General features: G+C 69.1%; 22 protein-coding genes. 10 read left to right on the top strand and 12 right to left on the bottom strand.

The window, feature by feature from the left end:
• Nucleotides 1–26: 26 nt before the first annotated feature.
• Complete coding sequence (locus MRBLWH10_RS04070) at nucleotides 27–383, top strand: DUF805 domain-containing protein (RefSeq protein ID WP_223586176.1); 357 nt, start codon at nucleotides 27–29, stop codon at nucleotides 381–383.
• On the opposite strand, the gene MRBLWH10_RS04065 is transcribed toward MRBLWH10_RS04070, so the two are convergent.
• The 4 genes from MRBLWH10_RS04065 to murI form a co-directional block, all read right to left on the bottom strand.
• On the bottom strand, nucleotides 380–1,300 hold the full coding sequence (locus tag MRBLWH10_RS04065) for a cation diffusion facilitator family transporter (protein WP_223586175.1): 921 nt from the start codon (nucleotides 1,298–1,300) through the stop codon (nucleotides 380–382). The genes MRBLWH10_RS04070 and MRBLWH10_RS04065 overlap by 4 nt on opposite strands.
• An 88-nt stretch (nucleotides 1,301–1,388) precedes the next feature.
• Complete coding sequence (gene rdgB / locus MRBLWH10_RS04060) at nucleotides 1,389–1,982, bottom strand: RdgB/HAM1 family non-canonical purine NTP pyrophosphatase (RefSeq protein ID WP_223586174.1); 594 nt, start codon at nucleotides 1,980–1,982, stop codon at nucleotides 1,389–1,391.
• On the bottom strand, nucleotides 1,982–2,716 hold the full coding sequence (gene rph / locus MRBLWH10_RS04055; protein WP_341941717.1) for a ribonuclease PH: 735 nt from the start codon (nucleotides 2,714–2,716) through the stop codon (nucleotides 1,982–1,984). Before rph ends, rdgB begins: the two co-directional genes overlap by 1 nt.
• A 30-nt stretch (nucleotides 2,717–2,746) precedes the next feature.
• Nucleotides 2,747–3,583 (bottom strand): glutamate racemase, encoded by an 837-nt coding sequence (gene murI, locus MRBLWH10_RS04050; protein WP_105675289.1) that lies wholly within the window; start codon nucleotides 3,581–3,583, stop codon nucleotides 2,747–2,749.
• Between the two features lie 63 nt (nucleotides 3,584–3,646).
• On the opposite strand from murI, the gene MRBLWH10_RS04045 reads away from it, so the two are divergent.
• Nucleotides 3,647–4,972, top strand: a complete 1,326-nt coding sequence (locus MRBLWH10_RS04045; protein WP_341941716.1) for a nicotinate phosphoribosyltransferase — start codon at nucleotides 3,647–3,649, stop codon at nucleotides 4,970–4,972.
• A 6-nt stretch (nucleotides 4,973–4,978) separates the two neighbouring features.
• Here MRBLWH10_RS04045 and MRBLWH10_RS04040 read toward each other — a convergent pair whose 3' ends face one another.
• From MRBLWH10_RS04040 to MRBLWH10_RS04030, 3 genes are read right to left on the bottom strand one after another with little or no spacing between them, the layout of a single operon-like run.
• Complete coding sequence (locus MRBLWH10_RS04040) at nucleotides 4,979–5,245, bottom strand: DUF3039 domain-containing protein (protein WP_028503536.1); 267 nt, start codon at nucleotides 5,243–5,245, stop codon at nucleotides 4,979–4,981.
• 40 nt (nucleotides 5,246–5,285) lie between these two features.
• On the bottom strand, nucleotides 5,286–6,851 hold the full coding sequence (locus MRBLWH10_RS04035; RefSeq protein WP_341941715.1) for a hypothetical protein: 1,566 nt from the start codon (nucleotides 6,849–6,851) through the stop codon (nucleotides 5,286–5,288).
• Nucleotides 6,827–8,506, bottom strand: coding sequence for an ABC transporter ATP-binding protein (locus MRBLWH10_RS04030; protein ID WP_341941714.1), 1,680 nt, complete (start codon nucleotides 8,504–8,506; stop codon nucleotides 6,827–6,829). The genes MRBLWH10_RS04035 and MRBLWH10_RS04030 overlap by 25 nt, the downstream gene beginning before the upstream one ends.
• 251 nt (nucleotides 8,507–8,757) lie before the next feature.
• On the opposite strand from MRBLWH10_RS04030, the gene MRBLWH10_RS04025 reads away from it, so the two are divergent.
• From MRBLWH10_RS04025 to MRBLWH10_RS04000, 6 genes are all read left to right on the top strand, one after another.
• Nucleotides 8,758–9,450: a phosphocholine cytidylyltransferase family protein gene (locus MRBLWH10_RS04025; RefSeq protein ID WP_105675295.1), complete on the top strand. Its 693-nt coding sequence runs from the start codon at nucleotides 8,758–8,760 to the stop codon at nucleotides 9,448–9,450.
• Between the two features lie 84 nt (nucleotides 9,451–9,534).
• Nucleotides 9,535–10,524, top strand: coding sequence for a hypothetical protein (locus tag MRBLWH10_RS04020; protein ID WP_341941713.1), 990 nt, complete (start codon nucleotides 9,535–9,537; stop codon nucleotides 10,522–10,524).
• 77 nt (nucleotides 10,525–10,601) lie between these two features.
• On the top strand, nucleotides 10,602–10,904 hold the full coding sequence (locus tag MRBLWH10_RS04015) for a hypothetical protein (protein WP_341941712.1): 303 nt from the start codon (nucleotides 10,602–10,604) through the stop codon (nucleotides 10,902–10,904).
• 119 nt (nucleotides 10,905–11,023) lie between these two features.
• Nucleotides 11,024–12,412, top strand: a complete 1,389-nt coding sequence (locus MRBLWH10_RS04010; protein WP_341941711.1) for a sugar porter family MFS transporter — start codon at nucleotides 11,024–11,026, stop codon at nucleotides 12,410–12,412.
• A 94-nt stretch (nucleotides 12,413–12,506) separates the two neighbouring features.
• On the top strand, nucleotides 12,507–14,096 hold the full coding sequence (locus MRBLWH10_RS04005) for an acyl-CoA carboxylase subunit beta (RefSeq protein WP_181155916.1): 1,590 nt from the start codon (nucleotides 12,507–12,509) through the stop codon (nucleotides 14,094–14,096).
• On the top strand, nucleotides 14,096–14,317 hold the full coding sequence (locus MRBLWH10_RS04000; protein WP_341941710.1) for an acyl-CoA carboxylase subunit epsilon: 222 nt from the start codon (nucleotides 14,096–14,098) through the stop codon (nucleotides 14,315–14,317). Before MRBLWH10_RS04005 ends, MRBLWH10_RS04000 begins: the two co-directional genes overlap by 1 nt.
• A 233-nt stretch (nucleotides 14,318–14,550) precedes the next feature.
• Here the strand turns inward: MRBLWH10_RS04000 and MRBLWH10_RS03995 are convergent, their stop codons facing one another.
• The 5 genes from MRBLWH10_RS03995 to MRBLWH10_RS03975 all read right to left on the bottom strand — a co-directional run bounded on the left by MRBLWH10_RS03995 (nucleotide 14,551) and on the right by MRBLWH10_RS03975 (nucleotide 20,218).
• Nucleotides 14,551–15,750: an ROK family transcriptional regulator gene (locus MRBLWH10_RS03995; protein ID WP_341941709.1), complete on the bottom strand. Its 1,200-nt coding sequence runs from the start codon at nucleotides 15,748–15,750 to the stop codon at nucleotides 14,551–14,553.
• A 302-nt stretch (nucleotides 15,751–16,052) separates the two neighbouring features.
• On the bottom strand, nucleotides 16,053–17,063 hold the full coding sequence (locus tag MRBLWH10_RS03990; protein WP_223586168.1) for a hypothetical protein: 1,011 nt from the start codon (nucleotides 17,061–17,063) through the stop codon (nucleotides 16,053–16,055).
• Nucleotides 17,060–18,295 (bottom strand): ATP-binding protein, encoded by a 1,236-nt coding sequence (locus MRBLWH10_RS03985; protein ID WP_341941708.1) that lies wholly within the window; start codon nucleotides 18,293–18,295, stop codon nucleotides 17,060–17,062. The genes MRBLWH10_RS03990 and MRBLWH10_RS03985 overlap by 4 nt, the downstream gene beginning before the upstream one ends.
• Nucleotides 18,285–18,947, bottom strand: coding sequence for a response regulator transcription factor (locus MRBLWH10_RS03980; RefSeq protein ID WP_341941707.1), 663 nt, complete (start codon nucleotides 18,945–18,947; stop codon nucleotides 18,285–18,287). Before MRBLWH10_RS03980 ends, MRBLWH10_RS03985 begins: the two co-directional genes overlap by 11 nt.
• A 44-nt stretch (nucleotides 18,948–18,991) precedes the next feature.
• Nucleotides 18,992–20,218, bottom strand: coding sequence for a TRAM domain-containing protein (locus tag MRBLWH10_RS03975; protein ID WP_341941706.1), 1,227 nt, complete (start codon nucleotides 20,216–20,218; stop codon nucleotides 18,992–18,994).
• Nucleotides 20,219–20,241: 23 nt separating this feature from the next.
• On the opposite strand from MRBLWH10_RS03975, the gene MRBLWH10_RS03970 reads away from it, so the two are divergent.
• Together MRBLWH10_RS03970 and MRBLWH10_RS03965 are read left to right on the top strand one after the other, a co-directional pair.
• Entirely contained in the window at nucleotides 20,242–20,880 is a 639-nt protein-coding gene (locus tag MRBLWH10_RS03970) for a Maf family protein (protein WP_341942559.1), read from the top strand.
• Nucleotides 20,881–20,957: 77 nt separating this feature from the next.
• Entirely contained in the window at nucleotides 20,958–22,724 is a 1,767-nt protein-coding gene (locus MRBLWH10_RS03965) for a biotin carboxylase N-terminal domain-containing protein (RefSeq protein WP_341941705.1), read from the top strand.
• Nucleotides 22,725–22,783: the final 59 nt, after the last annotated feature.

Genomic DNA, 22,783 nt, shown 5'->3' with positions numbered 1-22,783 from the left:
GCGCGACCACCAGGAGGAGGACGCCCATGTCATTCGGCGAAGCGATCACGACCGTGCTGCGCAAGTACGCGGACTTCACCGGCAGAGCCGCCCGCCCCGAGTTCTGGTGGTGGATCCTCTTCTCCGCCCTCGTCGCCGCCGCTCTCGGCGTCTTCGAGGTGCTGCCGGTCGGCGACGGCTCGAGCCTCGGAGCCATCCTGTCGAGCCTGTGGGGCATCGCCGTGCTGCTGCCGACGCTGGCCGTGCTCGTGCGCCGCCTGCGCGACACGGGCCAGGGCTGGGGTCACGCGTTCTGGCTGCTCGTCCCGATCGCGGGGCTCATCGTGCTCGCGATCATGCTCTCCCGGCCGGGCATCCCCGACACGGGCGCCGTGACCGCCTAGGCGTGGTGCGGTTCGCAGTCGGACTGCTCGGCCGGCTCGATCTGGAACGTCGAGTGCTCGACGTCGAAGTGCTCGGCGAGGCACGACTGCATCTCGTTCAGCAGGGCCGCTGAACGGCCGTCCGCGAACATCTCCGGTGCGACGGTGACGTGCGCGGTGAAGACCGGCGCACCTCGTGTGAGCTGCCACACGTGCACGTCGTGCACGCCGACGACGCCCTCGTAGCCGAGCAGATGCGTGCGGATCTCGCTGACCGCCGTACCCTTGGGCGCGGACTCGGCCAGCACGGAGAAGACCTCGCGCAGCAGGGAGATCGCGCGAGGGATGATCATCACGGCGATGAACATCGAGGCGATCGCGTCGGCCGGCATCCATCCGGTGGTGACGATCACGATCGCGGCGACGATCACCATGGCCGAGCCGATCAGGTCGCCCATGACCTCGAGGTACGCCCCGCGCACGTTGATGCTGGTGCGCTGCGCCCGGCTGAGGAGCCACATCGAGATCGCGTTGGCGATGAGTCCAACGGCCGCGACGACGAGCATCAGGCCGCCGGCGACCTCCACCTCCCCTGGGTCGATCAGTCGTCCGATCGCCTCGACGCCGACCCATCCGGCCAGCGCGATGAGGATGACCGCGTTGATCAGGGCGCCGAACACCTCGGCGCGCTGATACCCGAAGGTGCGCCTGTCGTCGGCGGGCCGCGCGGCGACGGCCGCGGCGATGAGGGCGATCAGGAGCGCCGAGGCATCCGTGAACATGTGCGCCGCATCGGCGAGGAGCGCGAGAGAACCCGTGAGGATGGCGCCGATGACCTGCACGACCATGATCGTCGCCGTGAGGCATAGCGAGATCGTCAGCAGACGTCGATGGCCTGCCGAGCGGATGCCGCCTGCTGCGGGTGCGTGATCGTGCATACGACCAGGCTAGACCGGGCCCACGCCCCGAGGACGTGGTTCCGGCTAGTCGGGAATGGTGATGATTCTCAGTTCGCCCGGTCGTCCGTCACAGCTGCGCGAGCAGCGGTCCGAGCTCCATGAAGGCGCGGGCGCGGTGCGACTGCGCCTGCTTCTCCTCCGCGGTGAAGTCGCCCACCGTACGCTCCTCGCCCGCCGGCTGACCGTCCGGGATGAAGATCGGGTCGTAGCCGAAGCCGCCCCCGCCGGTCGCCGTGTGCGCGAGCCGCCCCGGCCACTCCCCTACCACGACGTGCTCGGCGCCCTCCGGGGTCACCAGCGCGATCGCGGAGGTGAAGTGCGCCGCGCGGTGCGGGTCGGCGATGTCGCGCAGCTGGTCGAGCAGCAGCTCGAGGTTCGCCACGGCATCCTTCTTCTGCCCCGCCCAGTACGCCGAGAACACGCCGGGCGATCCGCCGAGCACGTCGACGCAGATGCCGGAGTCGTCGGCCAGCGCCGCGAGCCCCGTGTGCGCAGCAGCAGCACGCGCCTTCAGCAGCGCGTTCTCGGCGAACGTCACGCCGTCCTCGACCGGCTCAGGGCCGTCGTAGCCGATGATCTCCAGGTCGGGGCGGGTCGACGCCGTGATCTGCTGGAACTCCGCCACCTTGTGCGGATTGTGCGTGGCGAGGACGATCTGCATCAGCCCGCGAGCGCCTTCAGCTGGAGCTCCTTGAGGTCTGCGCAGCCGGCGACGCCGAGGTCGAGGAGGGCGTCGAGCTCGCGCTTGTCGAAGGGCGCGCCTTCGGCGGTGCCCTGCACCTCGACGAACAGGCCCCGACCGGTGACGACGATGTTCATGTCGGTCTCGGCGCGCACGTCCTCGACGTATGCCAGATCGAGCATGGGCTCTCCGTCGATGATGCCGACGGACACCGCGGCGACGGAGTCGAGCAGCGGCGTGGAGTTCCGGCCGATGAACTTCTTCTCCCGGCCCCACTCGATCGCATCGACCAGCGCGACGTAGGCGCCGGTGATCGCGGCGGTGCGGGTGCCGCCGTCAGCCTGCAGCACGTCGCAGTCGATCACGATCGTGTTCTCGCCCAGGGCCTTGGTGTCGACGACGGCGCGCAGCGCCCGGCCGATCAGACGGGAGATCTCGTGGGTGCGGCCGCCGATGCGACCCTTCACGCTCTCGCGGTCGTTGCGGCTGTTCGTCGCCCGCGGGAGCATGGCGTACTCGGCGGTGACCCAGCCCTTGCCCTTGCCGGTGAGCCAGCGGGGCACGCCGTTCGTGAAGGATGCGGTGCACAGCACCTTGGTCCCGCCGAAGCTGATCAGGGCAGAGCCCTCGGCCTGAGCGCTCCAACCCCGCTCGATGGTGATCTCGCGGAGCTGGTCGGTGGAGCGGCCGTCGGCGCGGACGATGGATGACATGGACTTCCTTCGGTCAGGGGATTCGGTGGTTCAGAGCGATTCGATGACGGATGCCGGAAGGTCGATGACCCCGGTCTGCACGAGCTGGACGTCGCGGACCTCGCGGCCCATCAACCGGTTCGCGAGTGCGGTGAACTCGACCGTCGAGTCTCCGGTGGCCTCGTAGACGTAGGTCGCCGTGGCGTCCGGCGGTGCGAGCAGGTCACCGCGCACGAGCTGGCGGTAGACGTCTCCGGCGGTCTCGTCATCGCTCGACACGAGCGTCACGCCCTCGCCCATCACGTAGCTGATCGCTCCGCGCAGGAAGGGGTAGTGGGTGCAGCCGAGGACGAGCGTGTCGACGCCGGCATCCCGCAGCGGAGCCAGGTACTCCTCCGCCACCGCGAGGACCTCGGGGGTGCCGGTGATGCCGGCCTCCACGAACTCGACGAACCGCGGGCACGCGGCCGTGAACACCTCGAGGGTCTCGTTCACCTCGAGCATGTCCTGATAGGCGCGGGAGCCGATCGTCCCGACCGTGCCGATCACGCCGACGCGCCCGTTGCGCGTGGTCGAGACGGCGCGGCGCACGGCCGGGCCGATCACCTCGACCACGGGGACGTCGTAGCGCTCTCTGGCGTCGCGGAGCATCGCGGCAGAGGCGGTGTTGCAGGCGATCACCAGCATCTTCACGCCCTGGTCGACCAGGGTGTCGAGGACCTCGAGCGAGTAGCGTCGCACGTCGGCGATCGGCTTGGGACCGTACGGCGAGTGCGCCGTGTCGCCGATGTACACGAACGATTCACGGGGCAGCTGGGCCCTGATGGCCCTCGCCACCGTGAGCCCGCCGACACCGGAGTCGAAGATTCCGATCGGGGCGTCATTCATGACTCCCCAGCCTACCCGCGCGCACACGACGCTCTCTCCGCCGCGCTCACTAAGCTGAAGCCCATGACGACGTCGACGGCGCTTCTGACCGACCGCTACGAACTGACCATGCTCGCCGCCGCGCTCCGCGACGGCACCGCGTCGCGCCCGAGCGTGTTCGAGCTGTTCTCGCGCCGCCTGTCGGGTGGACGCCGTTTCGGCGTGGTCGCCGGTACAGGGCGCCTGCTGACCCTCCTGCGGGACTTCCGCTTCGGCGACGACGAGCTGCGGTACCTGCGCGACAACGACGTAGTCGATGCCGACTCGCTGACCTACCTCGAGAACTACCGCTTCACCGGATCGATCCGCGGCTACCGCGAGGGCGAGCTGTACTTCCCCGGCTCCCCCATCCTCACGGTGGAGGGCACCTTCGCAGACGCCGTCGTGCTGGAGACTCTGGCCCTCAGCGTCCTCAACCACGACTCCGCCGTCGCGACCGCGGCATCGCGCATGAGCATCGCCGCGGGCGAGCGCCCGCTGGCGGAGATGGGATCGCGACGGGCCGCCGAGCACTCCGCCGTGGCCGCCGCCCGCGCCGCGTACATCGCCGGCTTCGGCGCCACGAGCAACCTCGAGGCCGGTCGCCGATGGAGTCTGCCCACTATGGGAACCGCCGCCCACTCCTGGACGCTTCTCCACGACAGCGAGGAGGACGCCTTCCGCGCGCAGATCGACAGCCTCGGCACCGGCACCACGCTGCTCGTCGACACCTACGACATTCGCACCGGCGTCGAGACCGCGATCCGCGTCGCCGGCACCGGACTCGGCGGAGTGCGCATCGACTCCGGCGACTTGCCGATCGTCGCGGCGGAGGTCAGGGCGCAGCTCGACGAGCTCGGAGCCACGGGCACCAGGATCACCGTCACCAGCGACCTCGACGAGTACGCGATCGCGGCACTCGCCGCCTCACCCGTCGATGCCTACGGCGTGGGGACCTCCGTCGTCACCGGCTCCGGTTACCCCACGGCGAGCATGGTCTACAAGCTCGTCGCCCGGCAGGACTCCGACGGCGCCTGGATCGGCGTCGCCAAGGCCTCGGCCGACAAGGCGTCACACGGAGGCAGGAAGGCGGCGTTCCGCACGCTGACCGACGGCGTGGCGTCGGAGGAGACCGTGGTCGTCTCCGACGGTTTCGAGAAGCTCGACACCCCGTCGGAGCATCCGCAGGGCCGCCCGCTGCAGGTGACGTTCGTCGAAGCGGGAGACATCGACACCTCTTACGAGGGCGTCGAAGGCACGGCATCCGCTCGCGCGCACCATCTTCGAGTGCGCGAGGAACTGCCCGTTCGCGCCCTCGCGCTCAGCAAGTCCGACCCGGCGATCCCGACGGTGTTCGTCGACGCCGACTGACGTCGGTCAGCCGACCATCGACTCGTAGATCTCCTTGCAGGTGGGGCAGATCGGGAACTTCTCCGGGTCGCGACCCGGCGTCCACTTCTTGCCGCACAGCGCGCGCACCGGCTTGCCGGTGATCGCGGACTCGAGGATCTTGTCCTTCTTCACGTAATGCGAGAAACGCTCGTGGTCGCCCGGTTCGAGGTTCTCCTCTCGGAGGAGCTCTTCCAGTTCGCGATCAAGCGTTGCCACGCCGCCCTGATCGGGGCTGTCCAGCGGAGTACTCATCCCGCGAGTCTAGTCGCGCGAGGAGCTCAGCGGGCGGGTCTCACGCGGTCTCGACGAACTCCATGAGACGTTCGCCTCCGCGCTCGAACACGCGACCGCCGACGGCGACCCCGATCACCAGCGCACCGGCGCCTGTCGCGATCCCTGCCCACAGCGTGGCGGGGGCGAACTCCGAGCCCTCGACGATCGTGAGCACGAACAGCCAGATCGTCGGGATGCTCAGGACGATGGCGCCGAGGAACGCGGCCGCCGGACCGAACGCTCCGCGCGAGGTCGGCCGCTGCGGCTGCTGGAACGGGCTGTCGCCGGGGCGCGACACCGCGTAGGGCGCGACGACGGAGACGATGCTGGAGATGCCGAGCGCCGAGAAGAGCAGGCTCGCGGCGAGGCCCGTCAGGGGCAGGAGCAGCCGCCAGTCGGAGATCCAGAGCAGCGTGAGCGGCACCGCGATCGCGAGCACGGGCACGGCGACGAGCACGACGGGCACCAGACGTCCCAGCCGATCCGGGATGCCGCGCACCCCGCTCGCGATGTGCGTCCACAGGGCGGTCGAGTCGTAGGCGACGTCGTTGTGCGGCAGCCAGCCGAAGAACAGGGCCATCACCGGCACGGGGACGAGCGCGGCGATCTCGAGCGGGACGCCCGCGACGAGCAGCGGGAACACTGTGAGGACGCCGGCGACGGGCACCACGATGAGGTTCATGATGTAGCGGCGGTCGCGGAGCCAGTAGACCAGACTGCGGGCCGCGATCGCGCCGAACGCGTTGGAGGGCAGGAGCCCGAACCAGCCGAGTCCGGTGCGCTCCCGAGAGGTCACCGGCCGTTCGGTTGTGGTGAGCAGCCGCCTGACCAGCCAGCTCCAGACGACCCAGAGCACTGCGGCCGTGAGAACGGCGATGATGCCGGCGACCCAGGATCCTGCCGTGTCGTCGACGGCCACGGCGAAGAGGAAGCCGGGGCTCGCTGCGAGCGGCGTGAGGCCGACGGTGTCGGTGATCGACGCGACGGCGCCCGGCACGTGCCCGTCCCAGCGAAGGGAAGCGAGGAAGACGGCGACGGGGAACGCGATGATGACGAGGGCGAGGGCGAACAGCGCCGTGAGCTCACGGGAGCGCCGCTCCGGGAGCACCAGCGCGTTCACGGCCATGCCGATGCGCGAGGCCAGCAGCGTGGTCAGCACCCCGAGCAGGGTCATCAGGACGGCGGCGGGCCAGGGGGCGCCGAGCTGCACCGCGACGACGCACACGCAGACGTTCACCGCGAGGAGAGCGAGGCTCGGCACGCTGACGAAGGCGGCCAGCACCAGGATCCACGGCATCTTCTTCTCATCGACGCCGAACACGGCGAACCGACGGGGATCGAGCTGGTCGACGGCTCCGACGAGGATCGGACCGACCAGGAAGCCCAGGAGGATCGCGGCGCTGCCGAGCACGATCACGGTGCGCGCGACGGCGACAGGCACGTCGTCGAGGCTCAGGACCGCGGCGCAGACGACCGCCGTGATCGCCACGACGACGGCGAGCATGACGAGGGTGCGTCCCCGTCGTTCGCCGCGCAGCGCCCCGATCAGGAGCGCAGCCCTCAGTCGGAGAACGTGTGCAGCCACTCGAGCCCCTCCACTTCGCCGATACCGCCGGAGAGCTCGACGAATCGCGCTTCCAGCGTCTGTCCGGCGCGCACGTCCTCGATCGTCCCCTCGGCGAGCACGTCGCCGCCGACGATGATCGCGACCCGCGAGCAGACGCGCTCCACGAGGTCCATGCCGTGGCTGGAGAGGATGACGGTTCCGCCGTGCGACACGTAGGCCCGCAGGATGTCGAGGATGACAGCGGAAGAGACAGGGTCGACGGCCTCGAAGGGCTCGTCGAGGACGAGGACCCGCGGTGAGTGGATCATCGCGCCGGCGAGCATGATCTTCTTCGTCATGCCCGCTGAGTAGTCGGAGACGACACGGCCGAGCGCGTCGCCGAGATCGAACGCCCTGGCCAGGTCTCCGACGCGCTTCTCGATGACGTCGGAGGCGAGCCCCCGGAGAAGTCCGTAATAGAAGAGGAGCTGACGACCGGTGAGCCTGTCGAACGTGCGGAGCCGGTCGGGAAGCACGCCCATCACGCGCTTGGCGGCGAGGGGCTGAGCGGCCTGGTCGATGCCGCAGATCACCACGCTGCCGGCATCGGACCTGAGCAGCCCGGCGACGATCGACAGCGTGGTCGTCTTGCCCGCGCCGTTCGGTCCGACGATGCCGTAGAAGGATCCGGCCGGGACGGTGAGATCGATGCCGTTGACCGCGGTATGGTCGCCGAAGCTCTTCACGAGGCCGCGGATGCGGATCGCCTCGGTCCCCGAATCCGCGGGCACGTCGCGCGCAGGCTCGGAGGCCTCGGCAGGATCGGATGCCGCCGCCCCGGGGGCGATCTCCTCGATGCTGTCCGCCTCGGGGCTGTCTGCCTCCTCGATCACGACCTCGTCGGCCGGAACGTGCTCGGCCACAGGGAGGTCCTCCTGCGTCGGAGACTCCCCCGGCACCGATGCGTGCTCGACAGGTTCGCGCTCTTCGGCGACGATCTCCTCGATCGGCTCCGACGTCGACTCCACGGCGACGAGAGCCTCCGCGGCCTCAGCGGCCTTCGCCTCCTCGGCCACCTTCGCCTCCGCAGCCTTCGCTTCCGCGACGGCCTTCGCTTCTTCGACGGCCTTCGCCTCTTCAGCGACCTTCGCCTCCTCGGCGGCCTTCGCCTCAGCCGTCTTCGCCTCCTCGGCAGCCTTCGCCTCGGCGCGCTTCGCAGCTGCGGTCTTGGCAGCTGCGGTCCTGGCGGAGTTGGTCTTCGCCGTGGCCGTGCGCGCGGAGGTCTTCGCCGCCGCCGTGCGTTCGGCTGCGGCTTTCGCCGCGGCGGTCTTCGCCGGCGTGGTCCGGGGAGCCGGGCTCTTCGCCGCGGCGGTTCCGGCCTTCGCGGCCGCGGCTCGAGCCGTCGACGAGGTGCCACGCGGAGCGGTCGCTCGCGCGGCCGAGTTCTTCGCGGCAGCGGTGCGCGCCGCGGCCGCGGTCGTCCTCTTCGGCGTGCGCGGCGTCTCCGCGTCCTCCGTGCGAGCCGGCTCGGCGATCGCCTCGACGGTGGTGGCGGCCTTCGAGGCCGCTGACTTCGCGGGCGCGCGCTTCACCGGAGGCTTCTTCGCCGGCGCCTTTCGCGCCGGTGTCTTCTTCGCAGGCGTGCTCGCGGCGTCGCCCACCTCTTCGGTGCGGTCGTCGGGGGAAGCAGTCACTGTTCGAGGGTATCAACGGGGTCCCGCCATATCCGGTCCGACGCAACATTTCGCCCTCCGAATCAGCCGTATATCCTGAGTCCTGACGGATGCCGCTCGAATCTGAGTGTTCCGTGTGTACTCGATCACGAAATGGCAACGGGGCCCCAAAGCCCCGGGGCTTCCCAGCCCGAATCGCTACCATGAACTCGGCACGAAGAAGTGTCTGGTCGGTGAACCGACCGTGAACACACTTTCCTTTAGGAGCACTCGTGACTCTTCAGACCGTCATCCTCGCCGCAGGCATGGGCTCGCGCCTCGGCCGTGCACTGCCGAAGCCGCTCACCGAACTGAGCGACGGCCGCACGATCATGCGCCAGCAGCACGACAACATCCGTGCAGCCTTCGGTTCCGACGCTCGCATCACCACGGTGGTGGGCTATCGCGCCGAGACCGTCATCGAGGCGTTCCCCCACGTCAACTACGTCCACAACGAGCGCTACGACGAGACCAACACGTCGAAGAGCCTGCTGCGCGCACTCGGAGCGACGGGCAAGTCCGGCGTGCTGTGGATGAACGGCGACGTCGTCTTCGACCCGATGATCCTCGGCCGCGCCGCCGCGTACATCGAGCGCGACCAGTCGTTCGTCACGGTCAACACCTCCAAGGTCAGCGACGAAGAGGTGAAGTACACGGTCACCGCCGAGGGCTTCATCAAGGAGCTGTCCAAGACCGTCAAGGGCGGTCTCGGCGAGGCCGTCGGCATCAACTACATCTCCTCCGCTCACAAGAAGGCCTTCATGCGCCAGCTGCAGCGTGTCGAGGACCAGGACTACTTCGAGCGCGGCCTCGAACTCGCGATCGCCGAAGACGGCATCCTGCTCGAGCCGATGGACGTCTCCGACCTGTACGCGGTCGAGGTCGACTTCGCAGAAGACCTCGAGCGAGCGAACCTCTTCGTCTGATCCGCTGCTGCTTCGTCCGAATGCCCGCCCCTCCAGGGGCGGGCATTCGGCGTTTTCGCGGGTGCGCTCCCTAGTATCTGAGTCATGGGGACGAAGGTGCAGAAGATCCATTCCCTCCCTGACGGCTCGCCGTGGGACAAGGGAGTACCGCCGACCGGTTCGGACGAGCATCCGTTCGCGATCCGCGGTCTCGATCGCGTGCTGTCGATCCAGCGGCCTCTCGTGCTCGCGCACATCCGGAGCATCCGTCTTCGGCACCCGCACGCGACGCCGGCGGAGATCATCCGCATCCTCGAGATGCGATACCTCGCAGCCGTGACGACCGGCGGCGCCGCCGTGGGGGCGACGGCGGTGATCCCCGGCATCGGAACAGGCGTCACGCTCGCGCTCTCCGGGGTCGAGACGTTGGGCTTCGTCGAGTCGACCGCACTCTTCGCTCAGTCCGTCGCGGAGGTGCACGGCATCGCCGTCTCGAATCCCGATCGTGCGCGAGCTCTGGTCATGACTCTGATGCTCGGCAAAGAGGGCGTCGCGCTGGTCGGCCAGCTCGCCGGACAGGCAGCCGGGCGCGGAGGCACCAGAACGGCCTATTGGGGCGAGCTCGTGACGAAGTCGCTCCCCCGCGCCGCCGTCGGGCCCATGGTCGATCAGCTCAAGAGCATGTTCGTGAAGCAGTTCGCAGCGAAGGGCGGGGCGTCGTTCATCGGAAAGGCATTGCCGTTCGGTGTCGGTGCGGTCATCGGCGGCACCGGCAACCACATTCTCGGCAGGAGGGTGCTGACCACTTCGCACCGCGCTTTCGGCGCCGCTCCTGTCGGACTGCCGCTCGAGTTGGAACCGGTGGACGGCGCGGAGAAGCTCGAGTTGCGGATGCTGCACGGCGCGCAGTTCGTCGGCGGCGCTGTGGCGAGCGCGGCCGGCACGGCTGCACGCGGAGTGACCTGGGCCGGCCGCAAGGCGCTCTCCGTCGGTCGACGCCCGAAGTCGGACACAGCGGAGGTGGAGAGCTTCGGTTCACACGCCCTGCCCGATGACCTCGGAGCCGATTCATCGTCCACAGCGACCGATCGCTGATCCGTTCTCCACAGATCCTTCGGGCTCGGGTCCGACGCGGGGACAGAAGGTCGGCGGCCGCTCCTAGCGTGACCCGCATGCCGAGACCCGCTGTCCCTTCCTTCGTTCCGTTCCCCTCCGCGTACCGCGTTCCCTGGCACGTCTCGCGTGCGGATCCCGCCCACCCCCTCGTGATCAACCACGCGGCAGAACCCGCCGACTTCGTGCGAGTGTTCCGCGATGACGCCGGTCGGGATCGCACGCAGCTGTGGGGGCAGGTCCTCCCCGCCGAGCAGATCGAGGTGTGCCTGTGCGCGGCTGACCTCGACGAGGTGATCGTGACCGTAGCCTGGTTCCGTCAGGCAGACGGGTTGGAGTACGTGTGGAGGTTCGTCGCATGACGACGATCGATCACGCATCCGATCCGTCGGCATCGGTCCGAGTTGACACGAAACCGTCGCGAGGGCCATTCTCACCACACAGGCCGCATCTGATGCATCGGCCGAAGGAAGGCAGCGAGATGCACGCACTCACGGAGACGCCGAAGTTGACGCGTCTCGCGATCATGATCGGCGTCGCGGCCGCAACCGTCGGGATCATCTACGGCTACGACTCGTCGAACATCGGCGGAGCGCTCATCTACCTCACCGAGGAGTTCAGACTCGACGCCGCAGGACAGGGCCTTCTGGCCACCACGGTGGTCGTGGGAGAGATCGCCGGCGCACTCTTCGGCGGCGCACTGGCGAACCGCATCGGCCGGAAACCGACGATGGTCCTCGTCGCATCGACCTTCACCCTCTTCTCGCTGCTGAGCGGCATCGCTCCGAGCCTGGAGTTCCTGATCGCGGCTCGCTTCCTCCTCGGACTCACGATCGGGGTCTCGGTCGTCGTCGTCCCGGTGTTCGTTGCGGAGTCCGCACCGACCCGCTCACGAGGCGCCTTCCTCGTGCTGTATCAGGTGGCGACGGTGTCGGGCATCGTCCTCGGCTATCTCATCGCCATGGCGCTCGCGCCGACCGGGAGCTGGCGATGGATGCTGGGGCTCGCCGCCGTTCCGGGAATCATCATCACCGTGCTGCTCCTGCGCCTCCCCGACACGGCGCGCTGGTACATCATGAAGGGGCGCACGGCCGAGGCGAGAAAGGCCCTCACGGAGATCGAGGGCGACGCCATCGACATCGATGCCGAGATCGAGACCATCACCGCGGGATTCGCGACCGCCCACACCTCCGGCTGGCTCGACCTGCTGCGACCGCCCTTCCTTCGCGCCACGCTCTTCGTGGTCGGCCTCGGGTTCTTCGTGCAGGCGACCGGCATCAACGCGATCGTCTATTACAGCCCGAGCATCTTCAAGTCGATGGGCTACACCGACCACGTGACCCAGCTCGGGCTCAGTGCCCTCGTCCAGGTCGCCGGTCTCATCGCGGTCTTCATCGCTCTGCTCGTGATCGACCGCATGGGGCGCCGCCCCGTGCTCCTCATCGGCATCGGAACGATGATCGCGGCGAACGCCCTCCTCGTCGGCGTGTTCCTCGTCGGCGGCGGGGCGTTCGACGGAGCGCTCACCGTGCTGGGCTTCATCGGGCTGATCCTCTTCACCGCCGGTTTCACCTTCGGCTTCGGATCCCTCGTGTGGGTGTACGCCGGAGAGGCCATGCCCGCGCATCTGCGTGCTCTCGGCGCGACCGTCATGCTCACTGCCGACCTCGTCGCGAACGTCATCGTGGGACTCGTCTTCCCCTCTCTCCTCCAGTCGGCGGGCGGCGCGGGCACCTTCGCGATCTTCGGCGTGATCGCGGTGCTCGCCTTCGGTTTCGTCACCTGGCTGGCACCGGAGACCAAGGGACGCCCGCTGGAGGACATCGGCCGGTTCTGGGAGAACGGCGGGTCCTGGACGGCGAAGAGATGAGCCGGATCCTTCGACGAGAGTCGCCAAAGGATCCGGCGCCCCGTTGTGGCGAGCATCCAACGGTCATGCCCGCCCCGACGCTAGGGTGGAAATCGTGACGGAAAAGCCCGAACTCTTGACCACCGCCGGCCGCATCGCAGACCTTCGCGCGCGCTACAACGAAGCCGTTGTCGACGCCGAGAAGGTCGCGCAGGAGAAGCAGCACGCGAAGGGCAAGATGACCGCCCGCGAGCGCATCGAGCTCCTCGTCGACCCCGGCAGCTTCGTCGAGTTCGACGAGTACGTGCGCCACCGCACGACCGCGTTCGGCATGGACCGCAACCGCCCGTACGGCGATTCCGTCGTCACCGGCGTCGGCACGATCCACGGACGCACCGTCGCGGTCTACTCGCAGGACTTCACGACCTTCGGCGGATCGCTCGGAGAGGTCTCCGGCGACAAGATCATCAAGATCATGGAGTTCGCCCTCACCGGAGGCATGCCCATCATCGGCATCCTCGACTCGGGCGGCGCGCGCATCCAGGAGGGCGTGCTCGCCCTCAGCAAGTACGGCGAGATCTTCCGCCTGAACACCCGCTCCTCCGGTGTCATCCCGCAGATCTCGATCATCATGGGGCCGGCAGCCGGCGGCGCGGTGTACGGGCCCGCGCTCACCGACTTCGTCATCATGGTCGACAAGACCAGCCAGATGTTCGTGACCGGCCCCGACGTCATCAAGACCGTCACCGGCGAGGACGTGGGCATGGAGGAGCTCGGTGGCGCACTGACGCACAACACCCGCTCCGGCGTCGCGCACTACCTCGCAGAGGATGAAGACGACGCGATCGACTACGCGCGCACGCTGCTCGGTTTCCTTCCCGACAACAACATGGCGGAGATCCCGGGGTATGAGAGCGGCTTCGAGTGGGAGACCACGGATGCCGACCGCACGCTGAACACGATCATCCCCGACTCCGCGAACCAGCCCTACGACATCCACACCGTCATCGAGCACGTCGTCGACAACGGCGACTTCATCGAGGTCCAGCCGCTGTTCGCCCCGAACATCGTGATCGGCTTCGGCCGCGTGGAGGGCCGCTCCGTCGGCATCATCGCCAACCAGCCGTCGCAGATGGCCGGAACGCTGAACATCGAGGCCGGTGAGAAGGCCAGCCGGTTCGTCCGCTTCTGCGATGCGTTCTCGATCCCGATCGTGACGCTCGTCGACGTGCCCGGCTACCTGCCGGGCACCGATCAGGAGTGGACGGGCGTCATCCGCCGCGGTGCCAAGCTCATCTACGCCTACGCCGAGGCGACGGTGCCGCTGGTCACCGTGATCCTGCGCAAGGCCTACGGCGGCGCGTACATCGTGATGGGCTCGAAGCAGCTCGGCGCCGATGTGAACCTCGCCTGGCCGACGGCTGAGATCGCGGTCATGGGCGGCCAGGGCGCCGTGAACATCCTGTACCGCGGCGAGATCAAGAAGGCCGAAGAGGCCGGCGAAGACGTCGCGGCCGTGCGCACGCGCCTCGCGAACGAGTACACGTACAGCGTCACGAGTCCGTTCCTCGCCGCGGAACGCGGAGAGATCGACGGCATCATCGAACCCGCGAACACGCGCGTCTCGATCGCGAAGGCCCTGCGAGCGCTCCGGGGCAAGCGTGCGGAGCTGCCCCCGAAGAAGCACGGGAACATCCCGCTGTGATGGATCCGTCAGAATCGCTGCCGCCGACCGTCGAGATCACGCACGGCACGGCGACCGAGGAAGAGCTCGCCGCCCTGATCGCGGTCGTCAGCGACGCCTACGCACGCGAAGAGGAAGCCGCGGTCGCGGCGGAGACCCGCGTCTCCGCCTGGTCGCGCACCCAGCGATCGCTGCGCACGCCGTTGCGCCGCGACATCCCGTGGGGGCGCTTCTCGGGGTGATCCCTCGATCCCCTGCGCGGCGCTCCGCGTCCGCATGAGAGAGTCTGCGGATCCGCGGGCCCCCCAGCCCACGGATCACGCAGACACACTTTCGCCGAATCGACTGCGGAATCAGATACCGCGGTCTCCCCAGATCGGCGTACACGCAATAATACATCGATTAGAGTTATTGATGTCAAGAGGACGCGTCGAGATCCTCGCGCCGGAGTTCACTCCTCCAGGCAGAGGGGAAGTCACTCCTCCAGGTAGAGGTCGGACGCCCGCGGGGTGAGCACCGAGTCGAGCACGACGCATGCCGCACCGACCGCGCCGACGTCATCGCCGACCACCGTGCCGTCCACGGGGAGCGTGTGCACGGCTCTCGTGGCGCTGAGCCTGTCCAGGAGCGTCGGGATCTCGGCCAGGTACACCTCGGCCAGGCGAGACCAGAACGGGCCGCCCAGCACGACCCTGTCGACGTCGAGGACATTGGTCAGGGCCGCGATCAGCACCGTCAGATGCTCGGCTGCACGACGCAGCACCTGCAGAGCGGGCTCGTCACCGGAGGCAGCCCGCTCGCACAGCAGCGTGAACCGCGCCTCGACGGCCTCGACATCGCTGCCCTCCCGGTCGTCGACGAAGACTCCGGCGCGCTCGGCCTGCTCGACGATCGCCTGCGGGGTGCACACCACCTCGACGCACCCGCGCATCCCGCACAGGCAGGACGGTCCGTCGGGGTCGACGATGATGTGCCCGATCTCGCCGAAGTTCCGCGTCGAGCCGCGCGCGGGGTCCCCGTCGCGCACCAGGGCCGCTCCGATCCCCGTTCCGAGGTACACGAACAGGAACGAGTCGTCGGCGGGCCCGTGGCCGGTCCACAGCTCCCCCACCGCGGCCGCCGTCGTGTCCTTCTCCAGAGTCACGTCGAATCCGGTCGCCTCCGCCAGGACGGCTCGCAATGGGACCCGGTGCCATCCGTGCAGTTTCGGAGGATCGATGACGGTGCCCTTGGCGGCGTCCAGCGGCCCAGGCGCCGCCACGCCGATGCCTGCGACATCCTCGCGAGCCACACCGGCATCGGCGATCAGCATGTCCACGGCCTGCGCCATGATATCGACGATCCGTCGCGGATCCTTCGCGGGCGTCCGGACGACCCGGCGGCGCACGACGGATCCGGTGAGATCAAGGAGCACGAAGGTGATCACGGCCGGATCCAGGTGGATGCCGATCGAGAAGCGGCTGTCCGCGACCAGGCGCAGGGTGATCCGGGGCTTCCCTGGTCCGTTGATCGTGCGCCCTGCTTCGGTGATCAGACCATCCTCGAGCAGTCGCCGCGTGATGTTCGTCACCGTCTGCGCCGAGAGGCCCGTGGCGTCGGCGAGCTCGATCCTGCTGAGCCCCTCACCGGAACGACGAATCGCCTCCAGGATCACGGACTGATTGAAGTCACCCATGCGGGGGAGATTCGTACCTCGGCGTATGCCCATCGTCCTATCCTTCCGCATCCGCCGCCGATTCGTGTCCCCCAAAATACCTACAGACAACGTTTCCCCGAAGGGAGAGACTTAGGGGGACGCTTCGCGTTCGGCTGGTCTCTCTGTCCCAGGGTAGACAGACGATGATCGGCCACCAGCGGACAGTTTTCGGGTAACTGGGCCGCAACGGCGAGGGGCGGGCGGCTTCGCCGCCCCTCGCCCACTCTCTTCACTCTCGGCTCTGACCCCCTCCCCCGATCAGAGCCGAGATGGGGGCGCCGTTATCGCGCCGCCGGGTCTCGCGGAATCTCGTGCCAGAGATCGACGGAGTCGTCGTCGCTCGACGAGCCGGCGCTGGCACGGCCCACGACCGTCACCGCGACTCTCTCGTCGCGTGCGGCGCGGACGATGACGCGATCGGCATGAGCATCCGCGAGCACCCTGGCGAGCTCATCGCGGATCTCGGCGCGACGCTCCTCCCCGATCTCGTCGAGACCGCCCTCGTCGAACACCGTCACCGCGACGCCCCGGCGCCGAGCGTCGGCGATCGCGTCGCGCACCGCGTCGTTCAGCAGATCCGCCCCGCGGAGCTCATCCCTGAGCCGCCCTTCGGCCAGCCTCGCCTCGAGGCGTTCCTCCTCCGTGAGGTCGCCGTGCGCGGCCACCGTGCGGCTGAGCACCGGACCGGCGACGGCCAGAGCGAACTGGGTGCGAAGCCGCCGTTCGCGCTGACGGACCTGCTGGGTCGCATGCCATGCGGAAACGGCCTGCTGGATGTCGGCCAGTCTCTCGGTGTCGCGGATCGCCCGATCCCAGAACAGCACGAGGAGCCGCGCCACGACGACCCACATGATCGACCCGACGAGCCCCAGGGAGAGCGAGACGAGCAGACCCAGATGGATCGACGAGACCACGACGAGCCCCAGCAGCGTGATCCATCCGATGAGGAAGCGTCGACGGACGATGCAGACGACGCCGAGCAGCCCGATGCCGCCGATGTACCACGTCGCGAACGGGGCCGTGCGGTAGGCGGCGTCCAGCGAATGGGTGGCGAGGCTCGGGATCAGGAAGCTCGACACCGCCGCGGAGACACCCGCCCAGAGCGGCATCCGCACGGTCGTGGCCGAACCCCAGAGGATCGCGATGTTCACGACGACGAGGTACACCGCGATCGCGGCGACCATCAGCAGGGGCGCGCTGGGCTGCTCGATCCACCACACCCCCCTGGCAGCGAAGTACATCGCGAAGCCAACGGCGAGCAGCGTCGCCACACTGCGCACGGTGCGGTTCATGAGCGCTCCCAGCCGAGAGTGACGACCGTGCCGGCCTCACCGGAGTCGATCGACGCGGTTCCGGCGACGCCGGCCATGCGCGCGAGGATCGACGCGCGGATGCCGAGTCTGTCGGCCCCGATCGCCTCGATGTCGAACCCCGGGCCGCTGTCGCTGATCGTGACCCGGATCCCCTCGTCCCCGCGCCCCTCGGCGATGATGTGCAGCCCCCTGCCGCCCGCGTGCGTGACGGAGTTGCCGAGCGCCTGCCTCGCGGCGAGGACGAGCGCCCGTGCCACGCGCCCTGGAAGGAGCCCGATGCCGCCGCGCTCCTCGACGATCGCATCGGCGCCGAGCTCGGAGAGGGCTCTGCGCAGCTCCGCGACGATCTGCGCGACGGCGACCGGTTCGTCGCTGCCCTCCTGGGCGACGGCCGCCTCGGTGTTGGCGAGCCTCGTGAGCGCCTCCCGAGCCATGGCGACGGCAAGATCCTTGGCGCGCTCCCCCTCCGCGCGCTCAGCGGCGATCAGTGCGGCCAGCACGCTGTCGTGCATGAGCGCGGACATCGCCACGCGCTCCTCCTCCGCCGCGGCTGCCGCTGCGGCCGCGGCATAGGCCGACACCGCCCGCCCGCGGACGTCGTCGACGCCGGAGGCCACCGAGCGGAACATCCAGCCGAGGGAGATGATCACGATGCCGAGGATCAGCGTGAACGACACATCGAACGCGGTCGTCACCCAGAACTCCCGAGAGAACTCGCCCTGCACGAGGCGCACGTAGCCGTAGACGAACGGCATCCCCGCGGCCCAAGTGAACTGGAGCCAGAGCGGGAACGCGAGCATCGCCGCCACCACTCCGACGTTGACGAGGAAGAAGATCCACGGCTGCTCCGCGGCGACCTTGATCCGCTGGTCGACGACCACGGGCCAGACGGCGAGCGCGAGCACGTAGGCGACCGCGAAGATGCCCGATGTCGTGCGGACTCCGCGTCCGATCAGACAGGCGATCAGCATCGCGATGAGCGGCACGAAGACCACCAGCAGCATCGCCACCTGCGGAGCGTCCGGGAGAGACAACGATGCGAGCGCGGCGATCAGTGCCTGAACCCCCAGCGCGGCGGAGCCGATTGCGGCCACGGTCGCGAGGATGCGCTCCATGCGCTTGCCCGTGAACCTCTCGAAGCCGGTCTCGGCCCCGCCGGGAGAAGGGATCTTGCTCCAGGCTTCGCGAATGCTGAGCGTGTCAGCCGGCACTCGGCGCACCGCCGGCGGCCACGATTCCGTCCTCCATCGCGCGCCGGAGCAGATCGACCTTCGTCGAAGCCGGGCGCCCGACGCTGACGTACTTCACGCGGATGCGCGAGATGTTCTCCTTCGCGGTGGAGTACGCGACGCCCAGCCGTTCGGCGACCGCCTTGAGCGGCAGACCGGTGGCGTACAGGCGCAGCACCTCGCGCTCTCTGGAGGAGAGCTGCGCGTCGGCGAAGTCCCTGTCCCCGTCGACCGCACTCGCCCACTCGACGTTGTTGAGCGCTTCGCCCTGCGCCACCGTGCGGATCGCGTCGAGGACGTCGTCGAGCGCGGAGGACTTGCTCACCACTCCCGCAGCTCCGGCGGAGAGCGCTTCCCGCACAGCCGCGGGCCGATCGGCCACGCTGTGGATGACCACGCTCGCGCCGTCGTTGACGACCGCCGTGACGTTCTCGGTCACGGTCGTGCCGTCTCCGAGGGTGAGATCGAGCACGACGACATCCGCCGGCGCCTCTCCTGAGGCCGCACGCCAGTCGAGGTACGAGGCGACCGTGCTGCCGGAGAAGACCACCGACTGCTCGCCGTCGCGCGCGCACGCCGCCTCGAGTCCGAGGCGGACGGACTCGTGATCATCGATGAGTGCGACCCTGCTCATCCGTCCAGCCTACTGAGTTCGTCCAGATGCTTTACGGTCTCGTGTCACCGAGTGAGAAGAGCAACCACCTCGAAGTGGTGGGAATGGGGGAAGAGATCGAAGGCGCGCAGCGTGGAGACGGTCCATCCGTGACCCCGGAACGTGCCGAGATCCCGCGAGAGGGCGACCGGATCGCATGCGACGTAGGCGATGGCGTCGGGCGCCAGCGCGTGCAGCGCGTCGACGACCGCCCTGCCCGCACCAGCGCGCGGCGGGTCGAGCACGACGGCGCCCGCGTTCGCGTTGGAGGGGAGCGACGCCAGGTAGCGGTCGACTCGGGCGGTGACGGCGGTGGCGTCGATGCTCGAGAGGTTCTCGCTGGCGTGGGCGGTGGCCCTCTTGCTCGATTCGACGGTGACGACGTCGGTGGCGCCGAGATCGCCCAGTGTCGCCGCGAACAGCCCGACGCCCCCGTAGAGGTCGTAATGCGTGGACGCCTCGTCGACGTGTCCGTCGAGCACTCCGTAGACGGCAGCGTCGAGCACGGATGCGGCACGCGGATGCACCTGCCAGAAGCCGCCTGCGTCGACCTGGAAGCGACGGTCGCCGACCGTCTCGTAGACGACCTCCGGGTCGCGGCGGCGTCCGCGCTGCGGCATCCGCCCCGAGTCCTCGTGCCGGATGATCCGCACCCGCCCGTCGCCGGGCTCGACGAGATCGATGCGGCCGGGCTTGCCACCCTGGAGCGCGAGAGCGGCCTGGGCGACCGCCGGCCGCGCAAGGGGGTGGGATGACACGGGGATCACACGGTGACTGCGCGCGGCGTAGGGGCCGACGATGCCGTCGTCGTCGACGTGCAGGCTCACCCGCGTGCGCCAGCCGGTGCCGTCGCCGGAGTCGACGGCCTCGATCTCGGGCGCCTCGATACCACCGCCCGCGAACCGGTCGAGCGCCTCGGCGAGAACCTGCTTCTTCAGGGTCCGCTGGTGCGGCAGGGCGATGTGGCCGAGGTCCGCGCCGCCTGCACGGTCGTCGGGGTCGCGCGAGACGTCGGCCTCTGCCCACACGTGCGGTCGGCGATGCTCCGACGGCTCCAGAACCTCGACCGTCTCCGCGCGCCAGAAGCTGCGCGACTCGTCGGTCGACGAGGGGTCGAGCCGCGCCCGCACCCGCTCGCCGGGGATCGCATCGGAGACGAACACGACGCGGCCCTCGTGGCGGGCGATGAAGGTGCCGCCGTGAGCGATCCCCGTGATGTCGAGATCGAGCAGCGGTCCTGCGGAAGAAGTCATTCTTCGAGGATACGGTGGTGGACATGCGCGTCTGCCTCGCTTCCACCTCCCCCGCCCGCCTCATGCTGCTGCGTCAGGCGGGTATCGAGCCGCTCACCCTGTCTCCCGACGTGGACGAGGACGCGGTCGCGGCAGCGGCAGCCGCCGAGCGCGGTGCGGAGCTGCCTCCGGCCGAGCTCGTGCTCCTCCTCGCCAGGGCGAAGGCCGCGGACGTCGCGCACCGGCTCGCCGCCGAGGGCGGGTTCGACGGGCTCGTGATCGGCGGGGACTCGATGTTCGCGCTCGGCGGGCGCGTCTACGGCAAGCCCTACACGGCGGAGGAGGCGACCAGGCGCTGGCGGGAGATGCGCGGCGCCACCGGCATCCTGCACTCCGGCCACTCCGTGTACCGGGTCTCTCCCGGCGTGGTGCCGACGGAGGCGACGGCGGTCGCCGAGGCGTCCGTGACCTTCGCCGACGACATCACCGATGCCGAGATCGCGGACTATGTGGCGACGGGAGAGCCCCTCCACGTCGCGGGCGCGTTCACCGTCGACAGCCTGGGCGGTGCGTTCATCACCCGCGTCGACGGCGACCCGTCGACCGTGGTCGGCATGTCGCTGTCGACCGTGCGACGCCTCGCCGCCGAGCTGGATGTGCCGTGGACCTCGCTGTGGTCGTAGCACCCCGACACGTTTCTCGTCTTTTCTTGTGGAGAGTCGTCAAATAGATCGGCGGGCTTCTCGCTAGGCTGGCAAGCATGCCTGATATCGCCAAGGTTCTCATCGCCAACCGCGGCGAGATCGCCGTACGCATCATCCGCGCCGCACGCGACTCCGGTATCGCCTCGGTCGCCGTCTACGCCGACCAGGATCGGGATGCTCTGCACACGCGGCTCGCCGACGAGGCCTACGCCCTCGGCGGAGCCACCAGCGCCGAGACGTACCTGCAGATCGAGAAGATCCTGTCGATCGCGCGCCGTGCCGGAGCGGATGCCGTGCACCCCGGCTACGGCTTCCTCGCCGAGAACGCCGAGTTCGCGCGCGCCGTCATCGGCGCTGGTATGACCTGGATCGGCCCGTCCCCCGAGGCCATCGAGGCGCTCGGCGACAAGGTCACCGCACGTCACGTCGCCGAGAAGGTGGGCGCACCGCTCGCCCCCGGCACGCCCGGTCCGGTGTCCGGCGCCGACGAGGTCATCGCGTTCGCGCAGGAGTTCGGTCTTCCCATCGCCATCAAGGCGGCCTACGGAGGCGGCGGACGCGGCCTCAAGGTCGCCCGTGAGCTCGACGAGGTCGCCGAGCTCTTCGAGTCCGCGACGCGCGAGGCGGTCACCGCCTTCGGCCGCGGCGAGTGCTTCGTCGAGAAGTACCTCGACAAGCCGCGTCACGTCGAGACCCAGTGCCTCGCGGATGCCGAGGGCAACGTCGTGGTCATCTCGACTCGCGACTGCTCGCTGCAGCGCCGCCACCAGAAGCTCGTCGAGGAGGCGCCGGCCCCGTTCCTCACCGAGGAGCAGAACCGCCAGCTGTACGCGTCGTCGAAGGCGATCCTCAAGGAGGTCGGCTACGTCGGCGCCGGCACGTGCGAGTTCCTCATCGGCGCCGACGGCACCGTGTCGTTCCTCGAGGTGAACACGCGCCTGCAGGTCGAGCACCCCGTGTCCGAGGAGGTCACCGGCATCGACCTGGTGCGCGAGCAGTTCCGCATCGCCGCCGGCGGCACCATCGACTACGACGACCCCGAGCCCCAGGGCCACTCGATCGAGTTCCGCATCAACGGCGAGGACCCCGGTCGCGGGTTCCTCCCCCAGCCGGGCCCGATCCACGTCTTCAAGACGTTCGGCGGCCCCGGCATCCGCCTCGACTCCGGCGTCACCGCCGGAGACTCGGTCTCCGGCGCCTTCGACTCGCTCCTCGCGAAGATCATCGTCACCGGCAAAGACCGCGCCGAGGCGCTCGAGCGCTCGCGCCGTGCTCTCGACGAGTTCGAGGTCGCTGGCCTTCCCACGGTCCTCCCGTTCCACCGCAAGGTCGTGAACGACCCGGCCTTCACCGCGGAAGACGGCGCCTTCGGCGTGTACACGCGCTGGATCGAGACCGAGTTCGTGAACGACATCCCCGCCTGGGACGGCGAGCTGGAGCCGCTGGCCGAGACCAGCGGGCGCCACACGGTCGTCGTCGAGGTCGGGGGCAAGCGCCTCGAAGTCAGCCTCCCCGACCGTGTCGCCGCCGCCGTGGGCACGGCAGGGCGCCCCGCGGCTGTTCCGCCGTCGCGCCGCAGCCACTCCACGACCGTCAACGCGGGCGCCTCCGGCGACGCGGTGAAGTCCCCGATGCAGGCCACAGTGGTCAAGATCGCGGTCGAGGAGGGGCAGCAGGTCGTCAAGGGCGATCTCGTCGTCGTCCTCGAGGCGATGAAGATGGAGCAGCCCCTGCAGGCCCACAAGGACGGTGTCGTCGGCAACATCAACGCGGATGCCGGCGCCACGGTCTCCGCAGGACACCAGCTGCTCACGATCAGCTGAGCCACCGGTACGGAAAAGGCGCCCCGCTCCGGCGGGGCGCCTTTTCCGTACCGGCGTCG

The organism is Microbacterium sp. LWH10-1.2 (genome assembly GCF_038397765.1).
In the GTDB taxonomy this organism is placed as follows: Bacteria; Actinomycetota; Actinomycetes; order Actinomycetales; family Microbacteriaceae; genus Microbacterium; species Microbacterium natoriense.
Note: the sequence above shows the minus strand (reverse complement) of the source record. Positions and strands in the feature narration are given on the sequence as shown.

Excerpts from the sequence above, each read along its gene's own strand:
- MRBLWH10_RS04070 (WP_223586176.1), top strand. The coding sequence starts at position 27 with ATGTCATTCGGCGAAGCGATCACGACCGTGCTGCGCAAGTACGCGGAC.
- MRBLWH10_RS04065 (WP_223586175.1), bottom strand. The coding sequence starts at position 1,300 with ATGCACGATCACGCACCCGCAGCAGGCGGCATCCGCTCGGCAGGCCAT.
- rdgB (WP_223586174.1), bottom strand. The coding sequence starts at position 1,982 with ATGCAGATCGTCCTCGCCACGCACAATCCGCACAAGGTGGCGGAGTTC.
- rph (WP_341941717.1), bottom strand. The coding sequence starts at position 2,716 with ATGTCATCCATCGTCCGCGCCGACGGCCGCTCCACCGACCAGCTCCGC.
- murI (WP_105675289.1), bottom strand. The coding sequence starts at position 3,583 with ATGAATGACGCCCCGATCGGAATCTTCGACTCCGGTGTCGGCGGGCTC.
- MRBLWH10_RS04045 (WP_341941716.1), top strand. The coding sequence starts at position 3,647 with ATGACGACGTCGACGGCGCTTCTGACCGACCGCTACGAACTGACCATG.
- MRBLWH10_RS04040 (WP_028503536.1), bottom strand. The coding sequence starts at position 5,245 with ATGAGTACTCCGCTGGACAGCCCCGATCAGGGCGGCGTGGCAACGCTT.
- MRBLWH10_RS04020 (WP_341941713.1), top strand. The coding sequence starts at position 9,535 with ATGGGGACGAAGGTGCAGAAGATCCATTCCCTCCCTGACGGCTCGCCG.
- MRBLWH10_RS04015 (WP_341941712.1), top strand. The coding sequence starts at position 10,602 with ATGCCGAGACCCGCTGTCCCTTCCTTCGTTCCGTTCCCCTCCGCGTAC.
- MRBLWH10_RS04010 (WP_341941711.1), top strand. The coding sequence starts at position 11,024 with ATGCACGCACTCACGGAGACGCCGAAGTTGACGCGTCTCGCGATCATG.
- MRBLWH10_RS04000 (WP_341941710.1), top strand. The coding sequence starts at position 14,096 with ATGGATCCGTCAGAATCGCTGCCGCCGACCGTCGAGATCACGCACGGC.
- MRBLWH10_RS03995 (WP_341941709.1), bottom strand. The coding sequence starts at position 15,750 with ATGGGTGACTTCAATCAGTCCGTGATCCTGGAGGCGATTCGTCGTTCC.
- MRBLWH10_RS03990 (WP_223586168.1), bottom strand. The coding sequence starts at position 17,063 with ATGAACCGCACCGTGCGCAGTGTGGCGACGCTGCTCGCCGTTGGCTTC.
- MRBLWH10_RS03980 (WP_341941707.1), bottom strand. The coding sequence starts at position 18,947 with ATGAGCAGGGTCGCACTCATCGATGATCACGAGTCCGTCCGCCTCGGA.
- MRBLWH10_RS03975 (WP_341941706.1), bottom strand. The coding sequence starts at position 20,218 with ATGACTTCTTCCGCAGGACCGCTGCTCGATCTCGACATCACGGGGATC.
- MRBLWH10_RS03970 (WP_341942559.1), top strand. The coding sequence starts at position 20,242 with ATGCGCGTCTGCCTCGCTTCCACCTCCCCCGCCCGCCTCATGCTGCTG.
- MRBLWH10_RS03965 (WP_341941705.1), top strand. The coding sequence starts at position 20,958 with ATGCCTGATATCGCCAAGGTTCTCATCGCCAACCGCGGCGAGATCGCC.